The following is a 20272-nucleotide window of genomic DNA, read 5'->3' on the forward strand; positions in this document are numbered from 1 at the left end:
CCGGGTTCAGCGTTGTTTCTCACGCCCCGCATCCGAGCACGCCCTGTACCGGTTCCGCCGCCCGGGGCGATGGCGGCTGAAGCCACCGACGCGGGCACCGCCCCATCCGCAGACCCGACCGGTCAGCTACCGGACGGGCCCCCGAAGGACGCCGCCGGATCACCCCGAAGGGTCACCCCGGCAACGCCGCGGACAGGTGGCGGCTAATGAGCACAAAATAGGAACATTGTCAAGGGCGACATCCGCGCCGGCACTGCCCTTCGAACGAGCCGCCCCTACCCCGCGCGCTGCAACCGGCTCGCGAAGAACCCGTCGAGCCCACCGCGGGCACCCGGCACCTCGGCGAAGTGACACGGCAGCGTGCGCAGATCACCGTTCGCGTCGATCAGCTCAGCCGCGCCGCCGACCTCCTCGGCCCGCACGGGTACGCGCGTGAACCGCGCATCCCGTGCGAGGAAGGCCGCGACCTGCGCCTCGCCCTCCTCCGGCTCCAGCGAGCAGGTGCAGTAGACCAAGCGTCCGCCCGGCCGCACCAGCCCGGCCGCGTGGTCCAGAAGCTTGCCCTGAAGCGCGGCGAGCCGGCCGATATCGGCCTCCGCCTTGGTCCAGGCGACGTCCGGGTGGCGCCGGATCGTGCCGGTGGCCGAGCAGGGGGCGTCGAGGAGCACCGCGTCATGGTCCTGCCCCTCCAGCGCCAGGGCGTCCGCCACCACGATCTCCACATCGAAGCCGAGCCGCGCGACGTTCTCGCGCAGGCGCTCCAGCCGGGGGGCGGAGCGGTCGATTGCGGTGACGTGCGCGCCCGTGGCGGCGAGCTGCATCGTCTTGCCGCCCGGGGCGGCGCAGAGGTCGAGGACGCGGGCGCCGGGACCGGATGCGAGCAGCCGGGCGGGGATCGCCGCAGCGGCATCCTGCACCCACCACGCCGCCTCCTGGAAGCCCAGCAGATCCGGGATCGCCGGCCCGTTCTCCGGCAGGCGCAGGGAGCCGGTGGGGAGCCGCACGGCGCCGAGCCGCTCGGCCCAGTCCGCCGGGTCCCCCCGCGGGGTCAGGTCGATCGCGGCGCCCGCCAGATGCGCCCGCGCGATCGCGCCCGCGACCTCCGGCCCGTAGGCGGCGCTCCAGCGGCGGGCGAGCCAGTTCGGCGTGTTGGTCGCCAGGGCGTCGGCGCCCTCGGCCAGGATGGCGGCGCGCTCCCGGGCGATCCGGCGCAGCACCGCGTTGACGAGGCCGGCGAGATGGGCCGTCCGGTTGTCCGCCTTGGCGAGCCGCACCGCGCAATCGACGGCGGCATGGTCGGGGACCGCAAGATCGAGGATCTGGGCGGTCGCGGTGGCGAGGAGCGCCATGAGCTGGGGCTTGGCGGTGGGGAGCCCGCGCTCCAGTCGATGGCTGAGCGCCCCGCGGATCTGACCGTAGCGCCGGAAGGTCGCGACCGCGATGGCCCGGGCCAGGGCGGCGTCCGCCGGCGCCAGCGCCTCGGTGCGGATCGCCTGCGCCAACGCCTCGTCGAGGGCGGGCGGGCGCTCCTGGCCGATCAGCGCCGCGACCGCCCGCTGCGCGGCCCGCCGGGCGCCGAGGCCCGCCGTGTCGGCGCCCGTCCCCTGCGGTGAAGTCTTGGTCCGCGTGTTGCGGCCGATGTCCCGCGATGCCACTTCTGCTCCGAAGCCGAATTCTCTCGACTTAACGCCCTCACACCCGAGCGAGCGCGATGCAAGACCAGAACGACCAGAACGCAACCGGGGCCGCATCCCGCACGCTGAGCCCGGCGGCGGAGCGTGCGCTGGCGGAGGCGGCCGAACGCCGCGCCGCGATCGACGCCCGCGCGGCCGAGATCAGCGCCAAGCCGGAGCGCCAGGGTCGCGGCGGCCTGGAGCCGGTGCGCTACGACGACTGGGAGGTTAAGGGCCTCGCGGTCGACTTCTGACGGCCGGAACGCGGCGGCCCGAGGGCCGTTGCCCCTGCCTGATCGACAGGGAGAGCACGCAATGGCGACGAAGGTATCGGCTCGGGGGACGGCCGAGGGGCCGCACGGCGAGATCGCCCTGGCCCGCGGCGAACGGCTCGGCATGCGCATGTGGCGCGGCGAGGAGCCGAACAACGACAAGCCGATGACCACATCCCCCCACGAGACCGTGGGCTACGTGATCAGCGGCAAGGCAGAGCTGGTGGTGGGCGGCGAGACCGTCACCCTTGCGGCCGGCGATTCCTACTGCGTGCCGGCCGGGGCCGAGCACACTTACCGGATCCTGGAGACTTTCACGGCCGTCGAAGCGACCGCGCCGCCGGCCGGCTGAGAGTCCGGGATCCCAAAGGGCTCCGCCCTTTGGCGGGTTCTCAGGGCCGAGCCTTGAGATCGGGCGAAGCCCGGCACCGGACGAAGTCCGGCACCAGGGCTCTGCCCTGGACCCGCGAAAGGTCCCGACCTTTCGAAACCCGGACTTGATGTCAGTGCGTCATGTAGACCGGCGTGCCGACATCGACCCGGGCGTAGAGATCGACCACGTCCTGGTTGTACATCCGGATGCAGCCATAGGACGCCCAGGTGCCGACCGAGCTCGGGCGGTTGGTGCCGTGGATCGCGTACTGGCCGCCCTGCAGCGTCATGGCGGCCGCGCCCATCGGGTTGTGCGGCGAGCCGCCTGCGATCAGGTTCGGCAGGCGCGGGTTGTCGCGCTTGACCTCGGCGGGCGGCGACCAGGCCGGCGCCACGTACTTGCCGTCGATCGCGGCGGTGCCGAACCATTGCTTGCCGGGCTTGCCCACCGCCACGGGGTAGCGGATCGCCGTCCCGTCGCCGTTGACCAAGTAGAGCTTGCGCTGCGTCACGCTGATCACGATCGAGCCTGGCGCGACGCCGTTCTGGAACGGCACGATCTCGCGCGCCTGCGCGCCGCCAAGACATCCGGCCAGCATCGCGCCGGCCAATCCCCATGAAGCCGCCACCCGACCCGACATAACCCGTTCCTCGATACGCACGATACGCTGCGGCCGAGTAATCCACGGTCGAGCTTGGCGTTCCAGGGGAAGCACTGGTTGACGTGGGGATGGCACCTGAAAGCAGGGATTACGGTAAAGCAGCAACGTAAATCCACCTGCCGAAATCTTGGGCCCGACTTCAGACCTTGCGGCGGCGTCGCTCAGCGCTCGAACAACCTGCGGCCGCGCGCATCCTCGTCCTGCCAGCCGTGGCGCTCCAGTTCCGGATCGCGGTGCTCCTCCACCGGATGGCCGACGCACAGGTAGGCGACGAGCCGCCACGTCTCGGGCACCGCCAGGATCGCCGTCACCGCCTCGGGTTCGAGGATCGAGACCCAGCCGACGCCGAGCCCCCGCGCCCGGGCCGCCAGCCAGAAGCACTGGACCGCGCCGACCACCGAATACGCCAGGGTCTCCGGCATGCTGGCCCGGCCGAGGCCGAGGCCGGTCTCGGTCGCCGTATCGCAGAAGGCCGCGAGGTGGATCGGCGCCTCCCGCAGGCCGGCGAGCTTCAGGGCCCGGTAGCGCGCCGCCCGATCCGCATCGTAGCGCTCCGCCGCCGCCGCGTTGCAGCGGCCGAAGCTCGCCATGATGGCGGCCCGCCGGTCGGGGTCCGAGACCCGCACGAAGCGCCAGGGTCGGCTGTTGCCGACCGACGGGGCCCGGTGGGCCGCCGCGAGGCAGGCGTCGAGCCGGTCCGCATCGACCGGGTCGGTTCGGAAGCGGCGCACGTCCCGGCGCCACGCGAACAGCGCGTCGAGATCCTGCAGGAAGGCGTCGTCGAAGGCGGGCGGCCCCATGGCGTGTGGCATACAGGCATCCCGGCCCGGACCGGAACAGAAAAAAGGCCGCCCGGGTGGGGCGGCCTGAAGTCCTTGGGTCTCGAAACCTCGGAGTGCCGGGCCCTGGGAGCCCGACCGGCGACCGATGGCTGGGGAGCTGGGTCGCGGGCGCCGGCCGGTCAGACACCGGCGAGGTTCGACGCCTGTTGTGCCACCGCAACGCGGCTCGCAAAAGGCGCGAATCGGGCGGAACGGTGTTTTTTGTCGCTTGGATGTGTCCTGGGCGACACGAATGGGCCCGGTCAGCACCCTTGCGGGCCGCTCCGGCGGGGGCCATCATTCGGCAAAGCAAGGATGCGCGGGAGTTCGAATGACTGAGCGGATGGGCGTCGGGTCGGGGCCCGACGAGGCGGCCGGCCACGTGATTCCCTTCCCGGCCCGCGCGGCGCCGCCCCAGATCGCCTTCAACCGGGACGAGTTGCGCGTGATCTTGAACCTCTATGGCCGGCAGGTCGCGGCCGGCGAGTGGCGCGACTACGCCCTCGATTTCCGGCGCGACAAGGCGGTGTTCTCGATCTACCGCCGCACCTCCGAGATGCCGCTGTACCGGATCGAGAAGGATCCGAAGCTCGCCCGCCGCCAGGGCGCCTACGCGGTGATCGCGGCGAGCGGCCAGATCCTGAAGCGCGGCACCGAGCTCGCCCGGGTGCTCGCCGTGCTGGAGCCGGCGCCCCGGGCGGTGTGACGGGCCGATCTCAGGACAGGGACAGCCCACTGAGGGTCGCGGCGATCTCCGCCCGGACCTCTGGCGGGAGCGGCCGGATCGGACGCGGCGGCTCGGCCCGGCAGAGGCCGAGGATCTCGGCCAGCGCGTAGACGACCCGCAGGCTGGAATGGGCCCGGAACAGCGCCCAGAGCGGCTCGAGTTCGGCGTTCAGGGCCCGGGCGCGATCGGCGTCCCCCGCCTCGGCCGCCCGGACGATGGCCAGGCACGCCCGCGGGAACAGGCCCGCCGCCACGCTGAACCACGCGGCGCCCCCGGCGATCAGCGCCTCGGCGGCGTTCCAGTCGCCGCTGAACCCGACCGGAAAACCGGTCGGTACGGCAGCCCGGAGAACGGCCACGCCGGCCGCGGCGGCGTCCGGCCCCGGCGCCGAGCATTTGGCGGCGATCACGCCCGGCAAGCACGCGATCCGGCCGATCAGCTCCGGCGCAAAGCGGAAATGCGTCGTCGCCGGATTGTCGTAGATCACCAGCGGCAGGCCGCCCTCCCCCGCCACGGCCTCGAAATGCGCAAACACCTCGGCGTCCGTGAGCGGCGTGTACGACACGGGCGCGAGGAGCCCCGCGGCCGCGCCGGCCGCGCGCGCATCCTGCGCCAGACGGATCGCCTCGTCGGTGCGCAGCGCGCCGATGCCGACCAGGAGCGGCACCCGGCCGGACACGGTCTCGGCGGCGATCTCCACCGCGCGGCGCCGCGCGTCGCGGGACAGGTAGGCGTAGGTACCGGTGCTGCCGAGCAGGCCGATCGAATCGACCCCGGCCGCCGCCAGCGGCTCCAGCAGCCGGCGCAGGGCCTCGGCCTCGACGCGGCCCTCGGCGTCGCTCGGCGTGATCGGGAAGGCGGAGAGGCCGGTGAGTCGCAGCATGCCGGCAGGGTAGCGCCCGAGCGCCGGCTCGTCAGGCAAAAAGAAGCCCCGGCGGTGTCCCGCCGGGGCTTCCTCATTCAGTCTTGTTCAGTCCGTCTTGCCTAGCGGCGGTCGCCGATCAGGCTGAGCAGGAACTGGAACATGTTGATGAAGTCGAGATAGAGCGTCAGGGCGCCGTTGACCGACATCTTGGCCGCCATCTCACCATTGAAGCCGCCGTAGAGATACATCTCCTTGAGCTTCTGGGTGTCGTAGGCGGTCAGCCCCGCGAAGATCAGCACACCCAGCACCGAGATGGCGAACTGGAGGGCCGACGAGGCGAAGAAGATGTTCACCAGCGAGGCAAGGATGATGCCGATCAGGCCCATCATCAGGAACGAGCCCATGCCCGACAGGCTGCGCTTCGTGGTGTAGCCCCACAGGCTCAGCGAGCCGAAGGCCGCCGCCGTGATGAAGAACACCTGCACCACGCTCGCGCCGGTGAAGACCAGCAGGAGCGAGGACATCGAGGCGCCCATCACCGCCGCGAAGGCGAAGAACATCGTCCGCGCCGAGGCGGCCGACATGCGGTCCATCCGCATCGAGAAGACGAAGATGAACGCCAGCGGGGCGAGCATCAGCACCCACTTGAGCGGGCTGGTGTAGAGCACCTGACCGAACTGGGTCAGGACCGGGCGCGTACCCTGGTAGGCCGCGACCGAGGCCATGTTCAGGCCGAGGGCGACGAGACCGGAGATCCCGAGGCCGACGATCATGTTGTTGTAGACGCCGAGCATGAAGGCACGCAGGCCCTGGTCGACCTCGACCTGGGTGCCGGCGTAGCCCGTCGGCTGCTGGGCGCCGTACCGGAAGGGGCTGTTCTCGAATGCCATGGGAGTTTCCTTGCGGAGGCTCTCTCAGCGTGGTGTTTCAGGCGAGGCCCACGCAGGACCTCTGGCGCCGGACTGGCGCCTCGTCCCGGAATATGTTGCGCGCGCGCCCCCGACACAAGTCCCCGGCCACGGTTGCGGGGCCGGTTTTCGATGTCCGGACGATGTATTTTTGTCCATCGGATCAGGGATTAAAACGCAATCCCCGCCGGTGCACCGCGTTCGACCCGCTCTCGCCCGGCCCCTGCACTTCACCGGCCCCGGGCGAAATCTTGACGGCTGCTTAACGGCACCGCTCGATACGGCCACGCAACGCCGGGCCGCCGCTGCCCGCCGCGGGGCTCAGATATCCTCCATCCACTCCACGTGGCCGTCGGAGAGGCCGTAGCGGGCGCCCACGACCTTCACGGTGCCGGCGTTCAACGCGTCCTTGATGACCAGGCTCTGGGTGGTGAGTCGCTTCGCGACCCGGCGCGCGTTGCTCCGGACGGAGGCTTCGAGCAGGTCGCCGCCCTGGGCCTTCGCCTCCAGCACCGCCGGCACGATCGGCTGCACCATCTCGCCGATGACACCCGGGAAGGTCGCGTTGGTCTGGACCACATCCACCGCGGCCGCGACGGCGCCGCAGGACTGGTGCCCGAGGACGATCACGAGGGGCACGCCGAGGACGCCCACGGCGTACTCGATGCTGCCCAGCGCCGCCGTGTCGACGGTGTTGCCGGCATTGCGGACGATGAACAGCTCGCCGAGGCCGCGCCCGAACAGGATCTCCGGCGAGACCCGGCTGTCGGAACAGCCCACGAGCACGCAGAACGGCGCCTGCCCGCGGGCGAGTTCGAGCCGTCGCTCACGGCCGTTCGCCGCCAGCGACGGCGCCTCGTTCCGGAAGTTCTCGTTGCCGTCCTTCATCAGCCTGAGCGCGTCGGCCGGGCTCAGCTGGGTCTTCGCCACCGGGCTGGCCGCCTGCGCGCCCCCGCTCGGAAGGGCGGTGGCCGCCAGAACGCCCGCGGCCCCGAACAGCAGATGTCTGCGGCCCAAACGCAGACCGGTCTGGGCGCAGCAATCACAGGTCCTGTGCATGTCGGATGATTACCCCCTTGGCGCCCGCACCGCCGAAACGCGCGCGGGGCAAGCCGGCGACCGTCGGGCCGCTGGCGTGTGGGACGTCCGATAGGCCGAGCGTCATCCCGCCGGCCGGTGCGGCGCTTGGCAGCGGGATCGGACAGCCAAATTCGGCAGGATCGATCGGGCTTCACGAGCCAGTCCGGCGGGTTGCTCCGCTCAGATCTGGCGCAGGTACGGCGCCGGCTTCTGCCCCAGGATCCGCCACGTGCCGGCGAGCCCGAGCAGGATCGCCAGCGCCACGGCGGCCAGCGCGGCCACCAGCGCGCCCGAGAGGTCCAGCCGGAAGTCGAGGTGCATCACCTTGGCGACGATCACCCAGCCGGCGAGCGTGCCGGCGGCCAGCCCGAACAGGGCGGTGGCGAGGCCGAGGGCCGCGTACTCGATGGCGTAGGCGGTGAGCAGGCGGGACCGGCTGGCGCCGAGCACCTTGAGCACCACGGCATCGTAGAGCCGCGCCCGGTGCCCGGCCGCGATGGCGCCGGCCAGAACGAACAGGCTCGCCAGCACCGCCACCGCGCTCGCCCCCCGGATCGCCAGGACCAGCCGGCCGACGAGGTCGCCGATCGCGTCGAGCGCGTCCTTCACCCGCACGGCGCTCACCGACGGGAAGGTTTTTGCGACGTCCCGCAGGATGTGGTTCTCGACCCCCGCATCGGTGCCGCCGGGCAGCGTCAGGGTGGCGAGGTCCGAATGCGGCGCGCCGCGGAAGGTGCCGGGCGAGAACACCATCACGAAGTTGATGCCGAGGTTGCGCCACTCCACCCGGCGCAGGTTGAAGATCGTCGCGGTGAGGTCGCGGCCGAGCACGTTCACCGTCACGGTGTCGCCGAGCTTCAGGCCGAGCTGGCGGGCGAGGTCGGCCTCGAAGGAGACGAGCGGCTTGGCGCCCTGCTCGGCGCTCCACCACGCGCCTTCGGTGAGGCTCGAGCCCTCCGGCACCGTGTCGGCGTAGGTGATGCCGCGGTCGCCGTCGAGCACCCAGGCGGCGTCCTCCGGCGCGCGGATCTTGCCCGCCGGCACGCCGTTTAGGGCGACGATCCGGCCGCGCATCATCGGCACGTCCTCGATCTTCCCGTTCGGCGCCGAGCGCGCCAGGAATTCCCGGAACTGGGCGGCGTCCCGCGAGGGGATGTCGAGGAAGAAGAGGTTCGGCGCCCGGGAAGGCAGGGTCGCGCTGATCGTCCGGCGGACATTGGCGTCGATCAGGCTGAGGGTCACGAGGAGCGTCACGCCGAGGCCGAGCGACAGGACGATGGCGGGCGTCAGGGCGCCCGGCCGGTGGAGATTGGCGAGGGCCATCCGGGGCGCCGGCCAGCGCGGATGCGGCAGGCGCCGGGCCGCCGCCATCAGGCCGAGGGCCACCAGATGCAGCAGGCCGAACGCGATGGCGGCCGCCGCGATGAAGATCAGCGCCACCCGCCGGTCGAAGGCGGTCGCCACCGACAGGCCGACGAGCGCCGCGAGGCTGAGGGCCAGCCAGATCCGGTAGCGCCAGCGCGGGCGCACCCGGGCGCGATCGACCGTGTCGCGGAACAGGCCGGAGACCGGCACGTCGTGGGCGCGGCCGAGCGGCGTGATCGCGAACGCGAAGGCGGTGATCAACCCGTAGGCGGCCGCCAGCGCCAGCTCCCCCGGGGCGAGCGTCGGATTGAGCGGCAGCGGCAGGTCGGCGGAGAACAGGGCGTCGAGAAGGAAGGGCAGGCTCGCCCCGATCACGAGGCCGATGAGCGTGCCGAGGCCGGCGATCAGCATCACCTGCGTCAGGTACAGGGCGACCACCTGCGAGCCCGGCGCGCCGACGCTCTTGAGGGTCGCGATGGAGGGCCGCTTGCGCTCCACGAAGGCGTGGACCGCGTTGCCGACCCCGACCCCGCCGACGATCAGCGCAGTGAGCCCGACGAGCGTCAGGAACTGCGTGAACCGCTCGATACTCTTGGCGAAGCGCGGATCGGCGTTGCTGCGCGAGCGGATCTCCCAGCCGGCCTCCGGAGTCGCGGCTTTGATGCGCGCCTGCGCGGCGTCGAGGTCGGCATCCGGCGTGCCGGGCGGCAGGATGAGGCGGTAGCTCCAGCGGTTGAGGCTGCCGGGCTGGACGAGGCCGGTGGCGCGCAGGGTCGGCTCGGAGATCATCAGCCGCGGCCCGAAGCCGATGCCGCCCGCGATCTTGTCGGGCTCCGACACGATGGTCCCGCGGATCGCGATCGGATGGCCGCCGATCGTGATCCGGTCGCCGACCTTGACGGCGAGGCGCGTGAGGAGCGCCGGGTCGGCCAGCGCCCCCGGCACCCCGTCGCGGTCCGCCAGGAGATCGGCCGGGCGGCCCGCCGGGTCGGTGGCGAGCTCGCCCGCGGCCGGATAGGTGGCGGGATCGACGGCCTTCAGCTCGACGAGCGCCGCATCGCCGCTCGGCGCCACCGCCATCGCCCGCAGGGAGGCGACGACGTCGAGCTTGCCTTCCCGCGCCAGGGCCTGCCTCTCCGCGTCGGTCGCCTCGCGGTTGATCAGGTTGTAGGCGAGGTCGCCCCCGAGGATGCGCCGGCCCTCCCGGCCGAGCCCGTCCGAGAGCGAGCGCGAGATCGACGCCACGCCCGCGATCGCCATGACGCCGAGCGCGATGCAGGCGAGGAACACCGCGAAGCCCGAGAGCCCGGCGCGCAGCTCGCGCAGAGCGAGGCGCAGGGTGAGCGGGATGCGGCGGCGGTTGGGTTCGGGGCGGGTGATCGTGCCGTGCATCAGGCCGCCACCGCTTCCTCGATCCGCCCGGAGCGCAGGCGCACGGTGCGGTCGCACAGGCGGGCGAGGCCGTTGTCGTGGGTGACCAGCACCAAAGTCGCGCCGCGGTCCCGCTTCAGCCGGAACAGGAGATCGACGATCTGCCGGCCGGTGGCCTCGTCGAGGTTGCCGGTGGGCTCGTCGGCCACCAGGATCGCCGGGTCGGGGGCGACCGCCCGGGCGATGGCGACGCGCTGCTGCTCGCCGCCGGAGAGCTGCGCCGGGTAATGGTGCAGCCGGTGCCCGAGGCCCACCGCCTCCAGCTCGGCGCGGGCCCGCTCCAGGGCGCCCGGCCGGTCGGCGAGTTCCAGCGGGAGCGCCACGTTCTCCAGCGCCGTCATGGTCGGCACGAGGTGGAAGGCCTGGAACACGATGCCGATCCGCCGGCCCCGGAACCGGGCGAGCGCGTCCTCGTCGAGGCGGACGAGGTCGGTCTCCTCGATCACGACGCCGCCGGAATCGGGCCGCTCCAGACCGGCCATCACCATCAGCAGCGTCGATTTGCCCGAGCCGGACGGCCCGACGAGCCCCACCGCCTCGCCGCGGTCGATGGTCAGCGAGATGCCGCGCAGCACGTGGACCCGGGCGGCCCCGCGTCCGAGGCTGAGATCGATGTCGGACAGCGCGATCGCGGGTGCGCCAACCACCTTGCCTTGGTTCATTGGGCGGACGATCTGTGGGCGATGACGAGCATGGCGCGCGAGGTCCTGTCCTGGTTACGATCCTGGCTGCACGGGCCGTGGTTGCACCGCGATATGGGTCGCCCATTGGGGCCGCGCCATGACGGCGGCGCCGTGTTCCGGCGCACGGCCCTGTTTGCCGCAGCGCTAGCGCTTCTGATGGTCCCCTTCATGACAGCGACGCAGGCCGCCCCCGGCGGCCCGATCAAGCTCGTCGCCCTCGGCGACAGCCTCACCGCGGGCTACAAGCTCCCGGCCGACGCCGCCTTCCCCGCCGTGCTGGAGCGCATGCTCAAGGCCAGGGGCGCGGACGTGACGGTCGCCAATGCCGGCGTCTCGGGCGACACGGCCACCGGCGGCCTCGACCGGGTCGACTGGTCGGTGCCGGACGGGACCGACGGCGTGATCCTCGAACTCGGCGCCAACGACATGCTGCGCGGCACCGACCCGACGGTGACCGAGGGGGCGCTGTCGGCGATCATCGCGCGGCTGAAGGCCCGGGGCATCCCGGTCCTGATCGCCGGCATGCAGGCCGCGCCCAATCTCGGGCCGGACTACAAGGCGCGGTTCGACGCGATCTTCCCGACGCTCGCCAAGCGCTACGACCTGACCCTATACCCGTTCTTCCTCGACGGGATCATCGGCGACCGGGCCCAGCACCTCGACGACATGCTGCACCCGAATCGGCAGGGGGTGGAGACCATCGCGGCCCGCATGCTGCCGACGGTGGAGACGTTTCTGGGGGGCCTCCGGCAGGGGGCGTCGCGCTAGTGCCGCGCCTGTTCACCGGGCTCGCCGTGCCGCATGCGGTCGCCGAAGCGCTCGAGGTCTATCAGGGTGGGCTGCCCGGCGCCCGCTGGATCGACCCGGACGACTTCCACGTGACGCTGCGCTTCATCGGCGACATCGATGCGCGGACGGCCGACGACGTCATGGAGGCGCTCGCCGAGATGCGGGCGCGCCCGGCCCTCACGGTGACGCTCGACGGCCTCGGCCTGTTCGGCGGCGACAAGCCCCGGGCGCTCTACGCCTCGGTGGCGGCCGATCCGGCGCTGACGGATCTCCAGGCCGAGCAGGAGCGGCTCGTCCGCCGGTCCGGGGTGGAGCCGGAACGGCGGAAGTTCACCCCGCACATCACGCTGGCCCGGCTGCGCCGCGACGCGACCCCGGAGGCGACGGCGATGTATCTCTCGCAGGCGCCGGTCTTCGCGCCGCTGACGTTCGCCATGGACCGGGTGACGCTGTTCTCGGCGCGGGACTCGACCGGGGGCGGGCCGTATGTGGCGGAGGCGGAATTTCCGTTCGCGTAGAACGGCCACTCCAATCCTCCACCTCATCCTGAGGTGCCGGAGCGCAGCGCAGGCCTCGAAGGAGCTCTCCAGCCAGCCGCGCGATCTCTGGAGCCCTCCTTCGAGGCCCGCTTCGCGGGCACCTCAGGATGAGGTGGAGGGTTGGGACTTCAAGAAGCCTACAGCCGCCGCAACGCCACGCTCTCGATCCGATGGCTCGCGCCCTTCGTCAGGATCAGGCTCGCCCGCTGGCGGGTCGGCAGAATATTCTCGCGCAGGTTGGGCAGGTTGATCGTGGTCCAGAGCCGGTCGGCGATGTCGAGCGCCTCGCTCTCGGGGATCTCGGCGTATTTCCGGAAGTACGAGCGCGGATCGCGGAATGCCGTCTGGCGCAGCTTCATGAAGCGCGTGACGTACCAGCGGTGCAGGTCGTCCTCGTGGCCGTCGAGATAGATCGAGAAGTCGAAGAAGTCGGACACGAACGGGATCGCGGTCCCGTCCCGCGGCAGGCGGGCGGGCTGGAGCACGTTCAGGCCCTCGACGATCAGGATGTCGGGGCTCTCCACCACCCGCTCCTCCCCGGGCACCCGGTCGTAGACGAGGTGCGAGTAGAGCGGCGCGGTCACCCGCTTGTGGCCCGCCTTCACGTCGTGGAGGAAGCGCAGCAGCGCCGCGGTGTCGTAGCTCTCGGGGAACCCCTTGCGCTCCATCAGGCCGTTGGCGGCGAGCTCGGCGTTGGGCAGCAGGAACCCGTCGGTGGTGACGAGATCGACCTTCGGGGTGTTGGGCCAGCGCGCCAGCAGGGCGGTCAGGATGCGGGCGGTCGTGGACTTGCCCACCGCCACCGAGCCGGCGAGCCCGATGATGTAGGGCGCCTTGGTCTCGCGCTCGGCCAGCAGGAAGCGCTGCGTCGCCTTGAACAGCCCCTGCGTCGCCGCGACGTAGAGGGCGAGCAGCCGCGACAGCGGCAGATAGATCGCGACCACCTCCTCCACCGAGATCGGGTCGTTGATCGATTGAAGCCGCTCCAGATCCTCCTGCTTGAGGGTGAGCGGCGTGTCGGCCCGCAGCTGGGCCCATTCCTCGCGGCTGAAGCGGCGATAGGGCGAGAGCCCGTCCGACGCTTCGAGGATCGCCTCGACCGTGCCGGGCAGCGCGGCCGCGTTCACGCGGGGCGCCTCGCGGCCTTCTCGGCGATGCCGCTCTGCGCGGTGCGCCGCTCCAGCTCGGCCATCACGTCGGCGAGGTCCACGCCGCCGGCCCGCAGCAGGACAACGAGGTGGTAGAGCACGTCCGCGGCCTCGTTGCGCAGGCCGGTCCTGTCGCCCTGGACGGCCGCGATCGCCGCCTCCACCGCCTCCTCGCCGAGTTTCTTCGCCGCCTTGGCGGGGCCCTCGGACAGGAGCTTGGCGGTGTAGGAGGTGGCGGGATCGGTCCCGGCGCGGCTCGCCACGAGGGCGGCGAGGTCGGCGAGCGTGTAGGCGGTCATGAAGCGATCTGCATGTTACGCCGGCCCCTTATACGGATCCGGGCCGATTTTCGGCAGGAAACTGCGCCACGACCGGGTCAGGGGCAAGCCGGGCGGGTGAAGCTGGGCGGGGATTGTCCGGCCTGCGGCCCGCGCCACCCTTTTCCCGGGCGCATGAAGCGCACGCGGACTGCGACCCGGGATCCAGCGCAAGACGTCGCGGAGCGTCCATCTGATTCAACCTGTGCCGCTTGCGCGGCGCCTCTCGTGCTGGGTCCCGGATCGCCTTCCACTGCGTTGCAGGCGTCCGGGAAAGTGGCGCGTGGCATCCCCCAACGAGCCGCGCCGCCCTACCCGTTCGGCAGGTGTCGGGCGAGCGCCTCCAGCACGGCCATGCGGACGGCGACGCCCATCTCGACCTGCTCGCGGATCAGCGACTGCGCCCCGTCGGCGATCTCGGAGGAAATCTCGACGCCGCGGTTCATCGGCCCCGGATGCATCACCAGGGCATCGGGCTTGGCCAGCGCCAGCTTCTCGCCGTCGAGGCCGAAGTATCGGAAATACTCCTTCACGGAGGGCACGAACGAGCCGTTCATGCGCTCGCGCTGGAGGCGCAGCATCATCACGATGTCGCAGCCGACGAGGCCTTTGCGCATGTCCGTGAAGGTTTCGACGCCGAAGCGCTCGATGCCGGCGGGCAGCAGCGTCGAGGGGGCGATCAGGCGGACCCGCGCGCCCATGGCCTGCAGCAGGATGAGGTTCGAGCGCGCCACCCGCGAATGCAGGACGTCGCCGCAGATCGCCACCTGCAGACCCTCGATCCGGCCCTTGTTGCGGCGGATGGTCAGCGCATCGAGGAGCGCCTGGGTCGGATGCTCGTGGGCGCCGTCGCCGGCATTGACCACCGCGCAATCGACCTTTCGGGCGAGCAGATGCACCGCGCCGGCCGACTCGTGGCGGACCACGATGATGTCGGGCCGCATGGCGTTCAGCGTCGCGGCGGTATCGATCAGGGTCTCGCCCTTCTTCACCGAGGACGAGGCCACCGACATGTTCATCACGTCGGCGCCGAGCCGCTTGCCGGCGAGTTCGAAGGAGGATTGCGTCCGCGTCGAGGGCTCGAAGAACAGGTTGATCTGCGTGCGGCCCCGCAGGGTCGTGCGCTTCTTCTCCACCTGCCGGGAGATGTCGACGGCGGCATCGGCGGCGTCGAGCAGCCCCTCGATGTCGGGCCGGGTCAGGCCCTCGATGCCGAGGAGGTGCCGGTGCGGGAAGGGCGCGAGGCTCGTCATGATGAGGCCCGGGTGTAGGTGCGGCGCGCCCGAGGGGCAAGGCTGTTCGGCAGACATCGATATGAGAAGACGTGGACCGACCGGCCCCGCGCATCCCCCTCCCCCCTTTGCGGGGGAGGGTGGCCCCTTCGTTAGAAGGGGTCGGGAGAGGGGAACCCGGGTTCAGGATTGGGCGAAACCTTAAAGATGGGCGCAGCCTCATTCTGCACCGTCGTTCCCCTCTCCCGACCCCCTTCGGGGGCCACCCTCCCCCGCAGAGGGGGGAGGGAGGGCGCGCGGATCCTGGCAAGTCGATTTTCCGAGTCGGCGTCGCTGCTTGGACGGGGCGTCGCCTGCGGCCTTTTTTCCGGCGGATGGTAACCGAACGGCCCTGCGCCACGTATCCGCCCGAACGGTCGGGATTCGTACGCTCCCGGCCCCGCGCCGCTGACCCGGGATCCAGACGCTTGGCCGCCTCCCCTGCCCTCGAAGCCCCCGAGACCGTCGACCGACGGGGCCGCCGCTGGTTCTACCGCCACCCGCTGGTGATCCGGCTGGCGCATTGGATCAACGCCGCGGTGCTGCTCGTCCTGCTGATGAGCGGCCTGCAGATCTTCAATGCCCACCCGGCCCTCTACTGGGGCGCGACCTCGACCTTCGACAATCCGGCCCTCGCCATCACCAGCGATCAGGGACGCGACGGCACGAATCGCGGCATCGTGACGATCGGCTCGCACACCCTCGACACCACCGGCGTGCTCGGCCTGTCGAAGCAGGACGGCACCGAGGTGGAGCGCGCCTTCCCGGCCTGGGCGACCCTGCCGGCCGATCAGGACCTCGCCACGGGACGGCGCTGGCACTTCCTGTTCGCGTGGTTCCTCGTGATCAACGGCGCGGTCTACCTGCTCTACGGCCTGTTCAGCGGCCAGCTCCGCCGCCGCCTGATCCCGGACGGCGACCAGATCCGCGACTTCGGCGGCTCGGTGAAGGAGCACCTGCTCCTGCGCTTCCCCGAGGGCACCGAGGCCAAGCGCTACAACGTGATCCAGAAGCTGACCTATCTCGTCCTGATTCTCGGCCTCCTGCCCGCCATGGTCCTCGCCGGCCTCGCCATGTCGCCCGGGATGGATGCCGCCTGGCCCTGGCTGACCGAGCTGTTCGGCGGCCGGCAATCGGCCCGCAGCGTCCACTTCATCGCGGCCGGGCTGATCGTGCTGTTCGTGGTGGTCCACGTGGTGCTCGTGATCGTCTCCGGGCTCGTCAACAACATGCGCGGCATGATCACCGGCTGGTTCAGCCTCGGCCGCGACCGGGAGACCGCGCGATGATCCTCCACCGCCGCAAGCTCCTCACCGCGGGCGCCGGCCTGATGGGCACCGCGCTCCTCGGCGGCTGCGACAAGTTCGCCGGGACCGAGACGGGTCAGCGCACCCTGAAGGTCGGCGAGGACGCCAACCAGTACGTCCAGCGCCTGCTGATGTCGCCGACGACCCTGGCCCGGGAATTCCCGGCCTCGATGATCTCGCCCTGGTTCAAGCCGAACGGCACGATCGACCCGCCGGACCGGGGTTACCGGGCCATGGCGGCGCAGAACTTCTCGGACTTCAAGCTCTCCGTCGACGGGCTCGTGCAGACGCCGCTGTCGCTGAGTCTCGCAGACCTGCGCGCCCTGCCCGCGCGCACCCAGATCACCCGGCACGATTGCGTGGAGGGCTGGAGCTGCATCGGGCAGTGGAGCGGCGTGCCGCTCGCCGAGATCCTGAAGAAGGCCGGGCTGAAGTCGCAGGCGCGCTACGCCGTGTTCCACTGCGCCGACACGCTGGAGGTCGAGGCCGGACCCAAGGGCGGCGGCAAGGCGCGCAACCAGGGCGCGTCCCTCTGGCGCCCGACTCATCCGGGGGCGGTCCGGGAGGCCTATGTCCAGCTCGCCGCGGCCGACGATTGGGGCGGCTCGTCCACCACCACCGACGCGCCCAACGACGATTGGGGCCAGGGTAGCCCCGCCCCGGAGCCCGAGCCGACGGGGATCCCGATCCGCTACTACGAGAGCATCGGCCTCTATGATGTCTTCAACCCGCAGACGATCCTCGCCTACGACCTCAACGGCAAGCCGCTGCCGGTCTCGAACGGCGCCCCCCTGCGCCTGCGGGTCGAGCGCCAGCTCGGCTACAAGCAGGCCAAGTACGTGATGCGGGTCGAGATGGTGGAATCGCTCGACGGGATCGGCCAGGGCAGCGGCGGCTACTGGGAGGATCGCGGCTACGAGTGGTACGCGGGGATCTGAGGCGTCCGCCGTGATTCCGAGCCGCTGACGCGGCACGTCGCGTGCTGGATCCCGGATCGCATTCCGCTTTCGCTGCATGCGTCCGGGAAAGGGTTGCGTGTCATCCTGCATCGCCTCTTTCCCGGACAGGTGAAGCGAAGCCGAAGCCGATCCGGGACCCAGCACGAAAAGCGCCGCGCAGCGGCTCAGCTGGACAACCTCACGATTTGACATCCCGCCGCCCGTGACCCACTTGTCCCCGGCGCGCGGCCCCGGCCCGACGGCGGGCATACGTCCCACGCGAATTACGAACAGAATTCGTCCGTCGCGCCCAGGCTCCGTTAGGGGCAGAGGTCTGAATGAAAGTCGTCGTCGTCGAGTCGCCGGCCAAAGCCAAGACGATCAATAAGTATCTCGGCCGCGACTATGAAGTGATCGCCTCCTTCGGGCATATCCGCGACCTGCCGGCCAAGGACGGCTCGGTGGATCCCGAGCAGGACTTCCACATGGTCTGGGAGTTGGCCGACCGTGGGGCGAGCCGGGTCGCGGAGATCGCCAAGGCGGTCAAGGGGGCCGACAAGCTGATCCTCGCCACCGACCCGGATCGCGAGGGCGAGGCGATCTCCTGGCACGTGCTGGAGGCGCTCACCGCCCGCAAGGCGCTCAAGGGCATCCCGGTCGAGCGCGTGACCTTCAACGCCATCACCAAGGCGTCGGTCGAGCAGGCGATGCGCAAGCCGCGGGAGATCGACCAGGCGCTGGTCGATGCCTATCTGGCGCGCCGGGCCCTCGACTACCTCGTGGGCTTCAACCTCTCGCCGGTCCTCTGGCGCAAGCTCCCGGGTGCCCGCTCGGCGGGGCGCGTGCAGTCCGTGGCGCTCCGCCTCGTGGTCGAGCGCGAGATGGAGATCGAGCGGTTCAAGCCGCGCGAGTACTGGACGCTCATCGCGACCCTGACGACCGCGGACGGCGCCACCTTCGAGGCCCGCCTCGTGGGCGCCGACGGCAAGCGCATCCAGCGCCTCGATGTCGGCACCGGCGAGGAAGCGGCCGCCTTCAAACGCGACCTCGAACTCGCGACCTTCCAGGTGGCGAGCGTCGAGGCCAAGCCCGCCAAGCGCCACCCGCAGCCGCCCTTCACCACCTCGACCCTCCAGCAGGAAGCATCGCGCAAGCTCGGGATGGCGCCGGCCCAGACCATGCGGGTCGCCCAGCGCCTCTACGAGGGCGTCGACATCGGCGGCGAGACCGTCGGCATCATCACCTACATGCGGACCGACGGCGTCGACATGGCGCCGGAGGCGATCCAGGACGCCCGCCGGGTGATCGGCAAGGAGTTCGGCGACCGCTACGTGCCGGACGTGCCGCGCAAGTACAGCGTCAAGGCCAAGAACGCCCAGGAGGCCCACGAGGCGGTGCGGCCGACCGATATGGGCCGCCTGCCCAAGATGGTCGCCCGCCACCTCGAGCCCGAGCAGGCCAAGCTCTACGACCTGATCTGGACCCGCACCATGGCGAGCCAGATGGAATCGGCCGAGCTGGAACGGACCACCGTGGACGTCGCCGCGAAGGTCGGGCCCCGCACGATCGATCTGCGCGCCACCGGCCAGGTGGTGAAGTTCGACGGCTTCCTCGCCCTCTATCAGGAGGGCAAGGACGACGAGGAGGACGAGGAGAGCCGCCGCCTGCCGCCCATGAAGGCCGGCGACCCGCTCAAGCGCGAGCGGATCAGCTCGACCCAGCACTTCACCGAGCCGCCGCCGCGCTATTCCGAGGCAAGCCTCGTGAAGCGCATGGAGGAACTCGGCATCGGCCGGCCCTCGACCTACGCCGCGGTCCTCCAGACGCTGCGCGACCGCGAATACGTCAAGATCGAGAAGAAGCGGCTGCAGCCGGAGGATAAGGGGCGGCTCGTCACGGGCTTCCTCGAGAGCTTCTTCCGGCGCTACGTCGAGTACGATTTCACCGCCGACCTGGAGGAGCAGCTCGATCGCGTCTCCAACGCCGAGATCGACTGGCGGGCGGTTCTGCGCGACTTCTGGCGCGACTTCTCGGCGGCGATCGGCGAGACCAAGGAATTGCGCGTCACCGACGTGCTGGAGGCGCTGAACGGGCTGCTCGGCCCGCACATCTTCCCCGACAAGGGCGACGGCTCGAACCCGCGCACCTGCCCGACCTGCGGCTCCGGCCAGCTCTCCCTGAAGCTCGGCAAGTTCGGCGCCTTCATCGGCTGCTCGAACTATCCGGAGTGCAAGTACACCCGCCAGCTCTCGGCCTCGGGCGTCGAGGGGGACGGCGACGGCTCCTCGGCCGAGGGCGGACAGCCGGGCGTGCGGGTGCTGGGCGACGATCCGGCGACGGGCCTGCCGGTGACGATCCGCGACGGGCGGTTCGGTCCGTTCGTGCAGCTCGGCGAGGCCTCCACCGAGAAGGGGGCGGCCAAGCCCAAGCGCTCGTCGCTACCCAAGGGGCTCAGCCCCTCGTCGGTCGATCTCGACAAGGCTCTGGCGCTGCTGTCGCTGCCCCGCGAGGTGGCGCGCCATCCCGAGACCGGCGAGCCGATCCTGGCCAATCTCGGCCGGTTCGGGCCCTACGTGCAGCACGGGAAGACCTACGCCAATCTCGGCAAGGATGACGACGTGCTGGAGATCGGCGGCAACCGCGCGATCGACCTGATCGTCGCCAAGGAGCAGGGCGGCGGTCGCGGCCGTCCGGCCGCCGATCCGGGCCGGCCGCTCGGCAAGGACGAGGCGAGCGGGCGCGACCTCGTGGTCAAGGCCGGCAAGTACGGGCCCTACGTCACCGATGGCGAGGTGAACGCGACGCTGCCGAAGGCGATGGCCGCCGAGGCGCTGACGCTCGACGAGGCGATCGCCCTGGTGAACGCCAAGCGCGCCGCGGGCGGCGGCAAGCCGGCGAAGCGGGGTGCTGTCCGGAAGAGTTCGGCGCGCGCGACGAGCGGCGACAAGCCGGCGGCCAAGAAGACCGCCGCGAAGAAGCCGGCCGCCAAGAAGGCCCCGGCGAAGAAGTCGAGCGCCGGCTGAGGGATCCGTTGACGGGCGTGTTGAGACGCCGCGACGGGACTCCTGGCCCCTCCCCTCATCCTGAGGTGCCCGCATCAGCGG

General features: G+C 71.1%; 19 protein-coding genes. 8 read left to right on the forward strand and 11 right to left on the reverse strand.

Annotation, left to right across the window (positions count from 1 at the left end; all coding sequences use genetic code 11):
• Positions 1-275: 275 nt before the first annotated feature.
• Entirely contained in the window at positions 276-1655 is a 1380-nt protein-coding gene (locus tag AAHG09_RS25445; RefSeq protein ID WP_412760093.1) for an RsmB/NOP family class I SAM-dependent RNA methyltransferase, read from the reverse strand.
• A 56-nt stretch (positions 1656-1711) separates the two neighbouring features.
• On the opposite strand from AAHG09_RS25445, the gene AAHG09_RS25450 reads away from it, so the two are divergent.
• Together AAHG09_RS25450 and AAHG09_RS25455 are read left to right on the forward strand one after the other, a co-directional pair.
• Positions 1712-1927 (forward strand): DUF1674 domain-containing protein, encoded by a 216-nt coding sequence (locus tag AAHG09_RS25450; RefSeq protein ID WP_342110289.1) that lies wholly within the window; start codon positions 1712-1714, stop codon positions 1925-1927.
• 61 nt (positions 1928-1988) lie between these two features.
• The gene (locus AAHG09_RS25455) at positions 1989-2297 is read left to right on the forward strand and encodes a cupin domain-containing protein (protein WP_342110290.1); all 309 of its coding nucleotides are present in this window, start codon (positions 1989-1991) and stop codon (positions 2295-2297) included.
• Between the two features lie 151 nt (positions 2298-2448).
• Here the strand turns inward: AAHG09_RS25455 and AAHG09_RS25460 are convergent, their stop codons facing one another.
• Positions 2449-2958, reverse strand: coding sequence for a L,D-transpeptidase (locus tag AAHG09_RS25460; protein WP_342110291.1), 510 nt, complete (start codon positions 2956-2958; stop codon positions 2449-2451).
• Between the two features lie 182 nt (positions 2959-3140).
• Positions 3141-3779: a 5,6-dimethylbenzimidazole synthase gene (gene bluB, locus AAHG09_RS25465; protein ID WP_342110366.1), complete on the reverse strand. Its 639-nt coding sequence runs from the start codon at positions 3777-3779 to the stop codon at positions 3141-3143.
• 352 nt (positions 3780-4131) lie between these two features.
• Here bluB and AAHG09_RS25470 point away from each other — a divergent pair, with 352 nt between their 5' ends.
• Entirely contained in the window at positions 4132-4506 is a 375-nt protein-coding gene (locus AAHG09_RS25470) for a DUF2794 domain-containing protein (protein WP_342110292.1), read from the forward strand.
• A 10-nt stretch (positions 4507-4516) separates the two neighbouring features.
• Here the strand turns inward: AAHG09_RS25470 and AAHG09_RS25475 are convergent, their stop codons facing one another.
• The 5 genes from AAHG09_RS25475 to AAHG09_RS25495 form a co-directional block, all read right to left on the reverse strand.
• A complete protein-coding gene (locus tag AAHG09_RS25475; RefSeq protein ID WP_342110367.1) occupies positions 4517-5410 on the reverse strand; it encodes a dihydrodipicolinate synthase family protein in 894 nt (297 codons plus the stop codon).
• A 101-nt stretch (positions 5411-5511) separates the two neighbouring features.
• Positions 5512-6282 (reverse strand): Bax inhibitor-1/YccA family protein, encoded by a 771-nt coding sequence (locus AAHG09_RS25480; protein ID WP_342110293.1) that lies wholly within the window; start codon positions 6280-6282, stop codon positions 5512-5514.
• 339 nt (positions 6283-6621) lie between these two features.
• Positions 6622-7359, reverse strand: a complete 738-nt coding sequence (locus tag AAHG09_RS25485) for a carbonic anhydrase (RefSeq protein ID WP_342110294.1) — start codon at positions 7357-7359, stop codon at positions 6622-6624.
• Between the two features lie 201 nt (positions 7360-7560).
• A complete protein-coding gene (locus tag AAHG09_RS25490; protein WP_342110295.1) occupies positions 7561-10137 on the reverse strand; it encodes an ABC transporter permease in 2577 nt (858 codons plus the stop codon).
• The gene (locus tag AAHG09_RS25495; protein WP_342110296.1) at positions 10137-10838 is read right to left on the reverse strand and encodes an ABC transporter ATP-binding protein; all 702 of its coding nucleotides are present in this window, start codon (positions 10836-10838) and stop codon (positions 10137-10139) included. Before AAHG09_RS25495 ends, AAHG09_RS25490 begins: the two co-directional genes overlap by 1 nt.
• 93 nt (positions 10839-10931) lie before the next feature.
• On the opposite strand from AAHG09_RS25495, the gene AAHG09_RS25500 reads away from it, so the two are divergent.
• A complete protein-coding gene (locus tag AAHG09_RS25500) occupies positions 10932-11627 on the forward strand; it encodes an arylesterase (protein ID WP_412760094.1) in 696 nt (231 codons plus the stop codon).
• Complete coding sequence (gene thpR, locus AAHG09_RS25505) at positions 11627-12166, forward strand: RNA 2',3'-cyclic phosphodiesterase (protein WP_342110297.1); 540 nt, start codon at positions 11627-11629, stop codon at positions 12164-12166. The genes AAHG09_RS25500 and thpR overlap by 1 nt, the downstream gene beginning before the upstream one ends.
• Before the next feature lie 158 nt (positions 12167-12324).
• On the opposite strand, the gene coaA is transcribed toward thpR, so the two are convergent.
• The 3 genes from coaA to AAHG09_RS25520 all read right to left on the reverse strand — a co-directional run bounded on the left by coaA (position 12325) and on the right by AAHG09_RS25520 (position 14905).
• Positions 12325-13314, reverse strand: a complete 990-nt coding sequence (gene coaA, locus AAHG09_RS25510; RefSeq protein ID WP_342110298.1) for a type I pantothenate kinase — start codon at positions 13312-13314, stop codon at positions 12325-12327.
• Complete coding sequence (locus AAHG09_RS25515) at positions 13311-13634, reverse strand: phosphoribosyl-ATP diphosphatase (RefSeq protein ID WP_342110299.1); 324 nt, start codon at positions 13632-13634, stop codon at positions 13311-13313. The genes coaA and AAHG09_RS25515 overlap by 4 nt, the downstream gene beginning before the upstream one ends.
• A gap of 329 nt (positions 13635-13963) precedes the next feature.
• The gene (locus AAHG09_RS25520) at positions 13964-14905 is read right to left on the reverse strand and encodes an aspartate carbamoyltransferase catalytic subunit (protein ID WP_342110300.1); all 942 of its coding nucleotides are present in this window, start codon (positions 14903-14905) and stop codon (positions 13964-13966) included.
• A 446-nt stretch (positions 14906-15351) separates the two neighbouring features.
• Between AAHG09_RS25520 and AAHG09_RS25525 the strand changes: the two genes are divergently transcribed.
• The 3 genes from AAHG09_RS25525 (at position 15352) to topA (ending at position 20191) form a co-directional block, all read left to right on the forward strand.
• Positions 15352-16212, forward strand: coding sequence for a cytochrome b/b6 domain-containing protein (locus AAHG09_RS25525; RefSeq protein WP_342110301.1), 861 nt, complete (start codon positions 15352-15354; stop codon positions 16210-16212).
• Positions 16209-17168: a molybdopterin-dependent oxidoreductase gene (locus tag AAHG09_RS25530; RefSeq protein ID WP_342110302.1), complete on the forward strand. Its 960-nt coding sequence runs from the start codon at positions 16209-16211 to the stop codon at positions 17166-17168. The genes AAHG09_RS25525 and AAHG09_RS25530 overlap by 4 nt, the downstream gene beginning before the upstream one ends.
• Positions 17169-17506: 338 nt before the next feature.
• Positions 17507-20191 carry a type I DNA topoisomerase gene (topA, locus tag AAHG09_RS25535; RefSeq protein WP_342110303.1) on the forward strand — a complete coding sequence of 895 codons (2685 nt, stop codon included), beginning with the start codon at positions 17507-17509 and terminating at the stop codon, positions 20189-20191.
• Positions 20192-20272: the final 81 nt, after the last annotated feature.

Origin of the sequence: Methylobacterium guangdongense (genome assembly GCF_038442355.1) — a bacterium.
Lineage (GTDB): Bacteria > Pseudomonadota > Alphaproteobacteria > Rhizobiales > Beijerinckiaceae > Methylobacterium > Methylobacterium guangdongense.

Excerpts from the sequence above, each read along its gene's own strand:
- AAHG09_RS25450 (WP_342110289.1), top strand. The coding sequence starts at position 1,712 with ATGCAAGACCAGAACGACCAGAACGCAACCGGGGCCGCATCCCGCACG.
- AAHG09_RS25455 (WP_342110290.1), top strand. The coding sequence starts at position 1,989 with ATGGCGACGAAGGTATCGGCTCGGGGGACGGCCGAGGGGCCGCACGGC.
- AAHG09_RS25460 (WP_342110291.1), bottom strand. The coding sequence starts at position 2,958 with ATGTCGGGTCGGGTGGCGGCTTCATGGGGATTGGCCGGCGCGATGCTG.
- bluB (WP_342110366.1), bottom strand. The coding sequence starts at position 3,779 with ATGGGGCCGCCCGCCTTCGACGACGCCTTCCTGCAGGATCTCGACGCG.
- AAHG09_RS25470 (WP_342110292.1), top strand. The coding sequence starts at position 4,132 with ATGACTGAGCGGATGGGCGTCGGGTCGGGGCCCGACGAGGCGGCCGGC.
- AAHG09_RS25475 (WP_342110367.1), bottom strand. The coding sequence starts at position 5,410 with ATGCTGCGACTCACCGGCCTCTCCGCCTTCCCGATCACGCCGAGCGAC.
- AAHG09_RS25480 (WP_342110293.1), bottom strand. The coding sequence starts at position 6,282 with ATGGCATTCGAGAACAGCCCCTTCCGGTACGGCGCCCAGCAGCCGACG.
- AAHG09_RS25485 (WP_342110294.1), bottom strand. The coding sequence starts at position 7,359 with ATGCACAGGACCTGTGATTGCTGCGCCCAGACCGGTCTGCGTTTGGGC.
- AAHG09_RS25490 (WP_342110295.1), bottom strand. The coding sequence starts at position 10,137 with ATGCACGGCACGATCACCCGCCCCGAACCCAACCGCCGCCGCATCCCG.
- AAHG09_RS25495 (WP_342110296.1), bottom strand. The coding sequence starts at position 10,838 with ATGAACCAAGGCAAGGTGGTTGGCGCACCCGCGATCGCGCTGTCCGAC.
- AAHG09_RS25500 (WP_412760094.1), top strand. The coding sequence starts at position 10,932 with ATGGGTCGCCCATTGGGGCCGCGCCATGACGGCGGCGCCGTGTTCCGG.
- AAHG09_RS25515 (WP_342110299.1), bottom strand. The coding sequence starts at position 13,634 with ATGACCGCCTACACGCTCGCCGACCTCGCCGCCCTCGTGGCGAGCCGC.
- AAHG09_RS25520 (WP_342110300.1), bottom strand. The coding sequence starts at position 14,905 with ATGACGAGCCTCGCGCCCTTCCCGCACCGGCACCTCCTCGGCATCGAG.
- AAHG09_RS25530 (WP_342110302.1), top strand. The coding sequence starts at position 16,209 with ATGATCCTCCACCGCCGCAAGCTCCTCACCGCGGGCGCCGGCCTGATG.
- topA (WP_342110303.1), top strand. The coding sequence starts at position 17,507 with ATGAAAGTCGTCGTCGTCGAGTCGCCGGCCAAAGCCAAGACGATCAAT.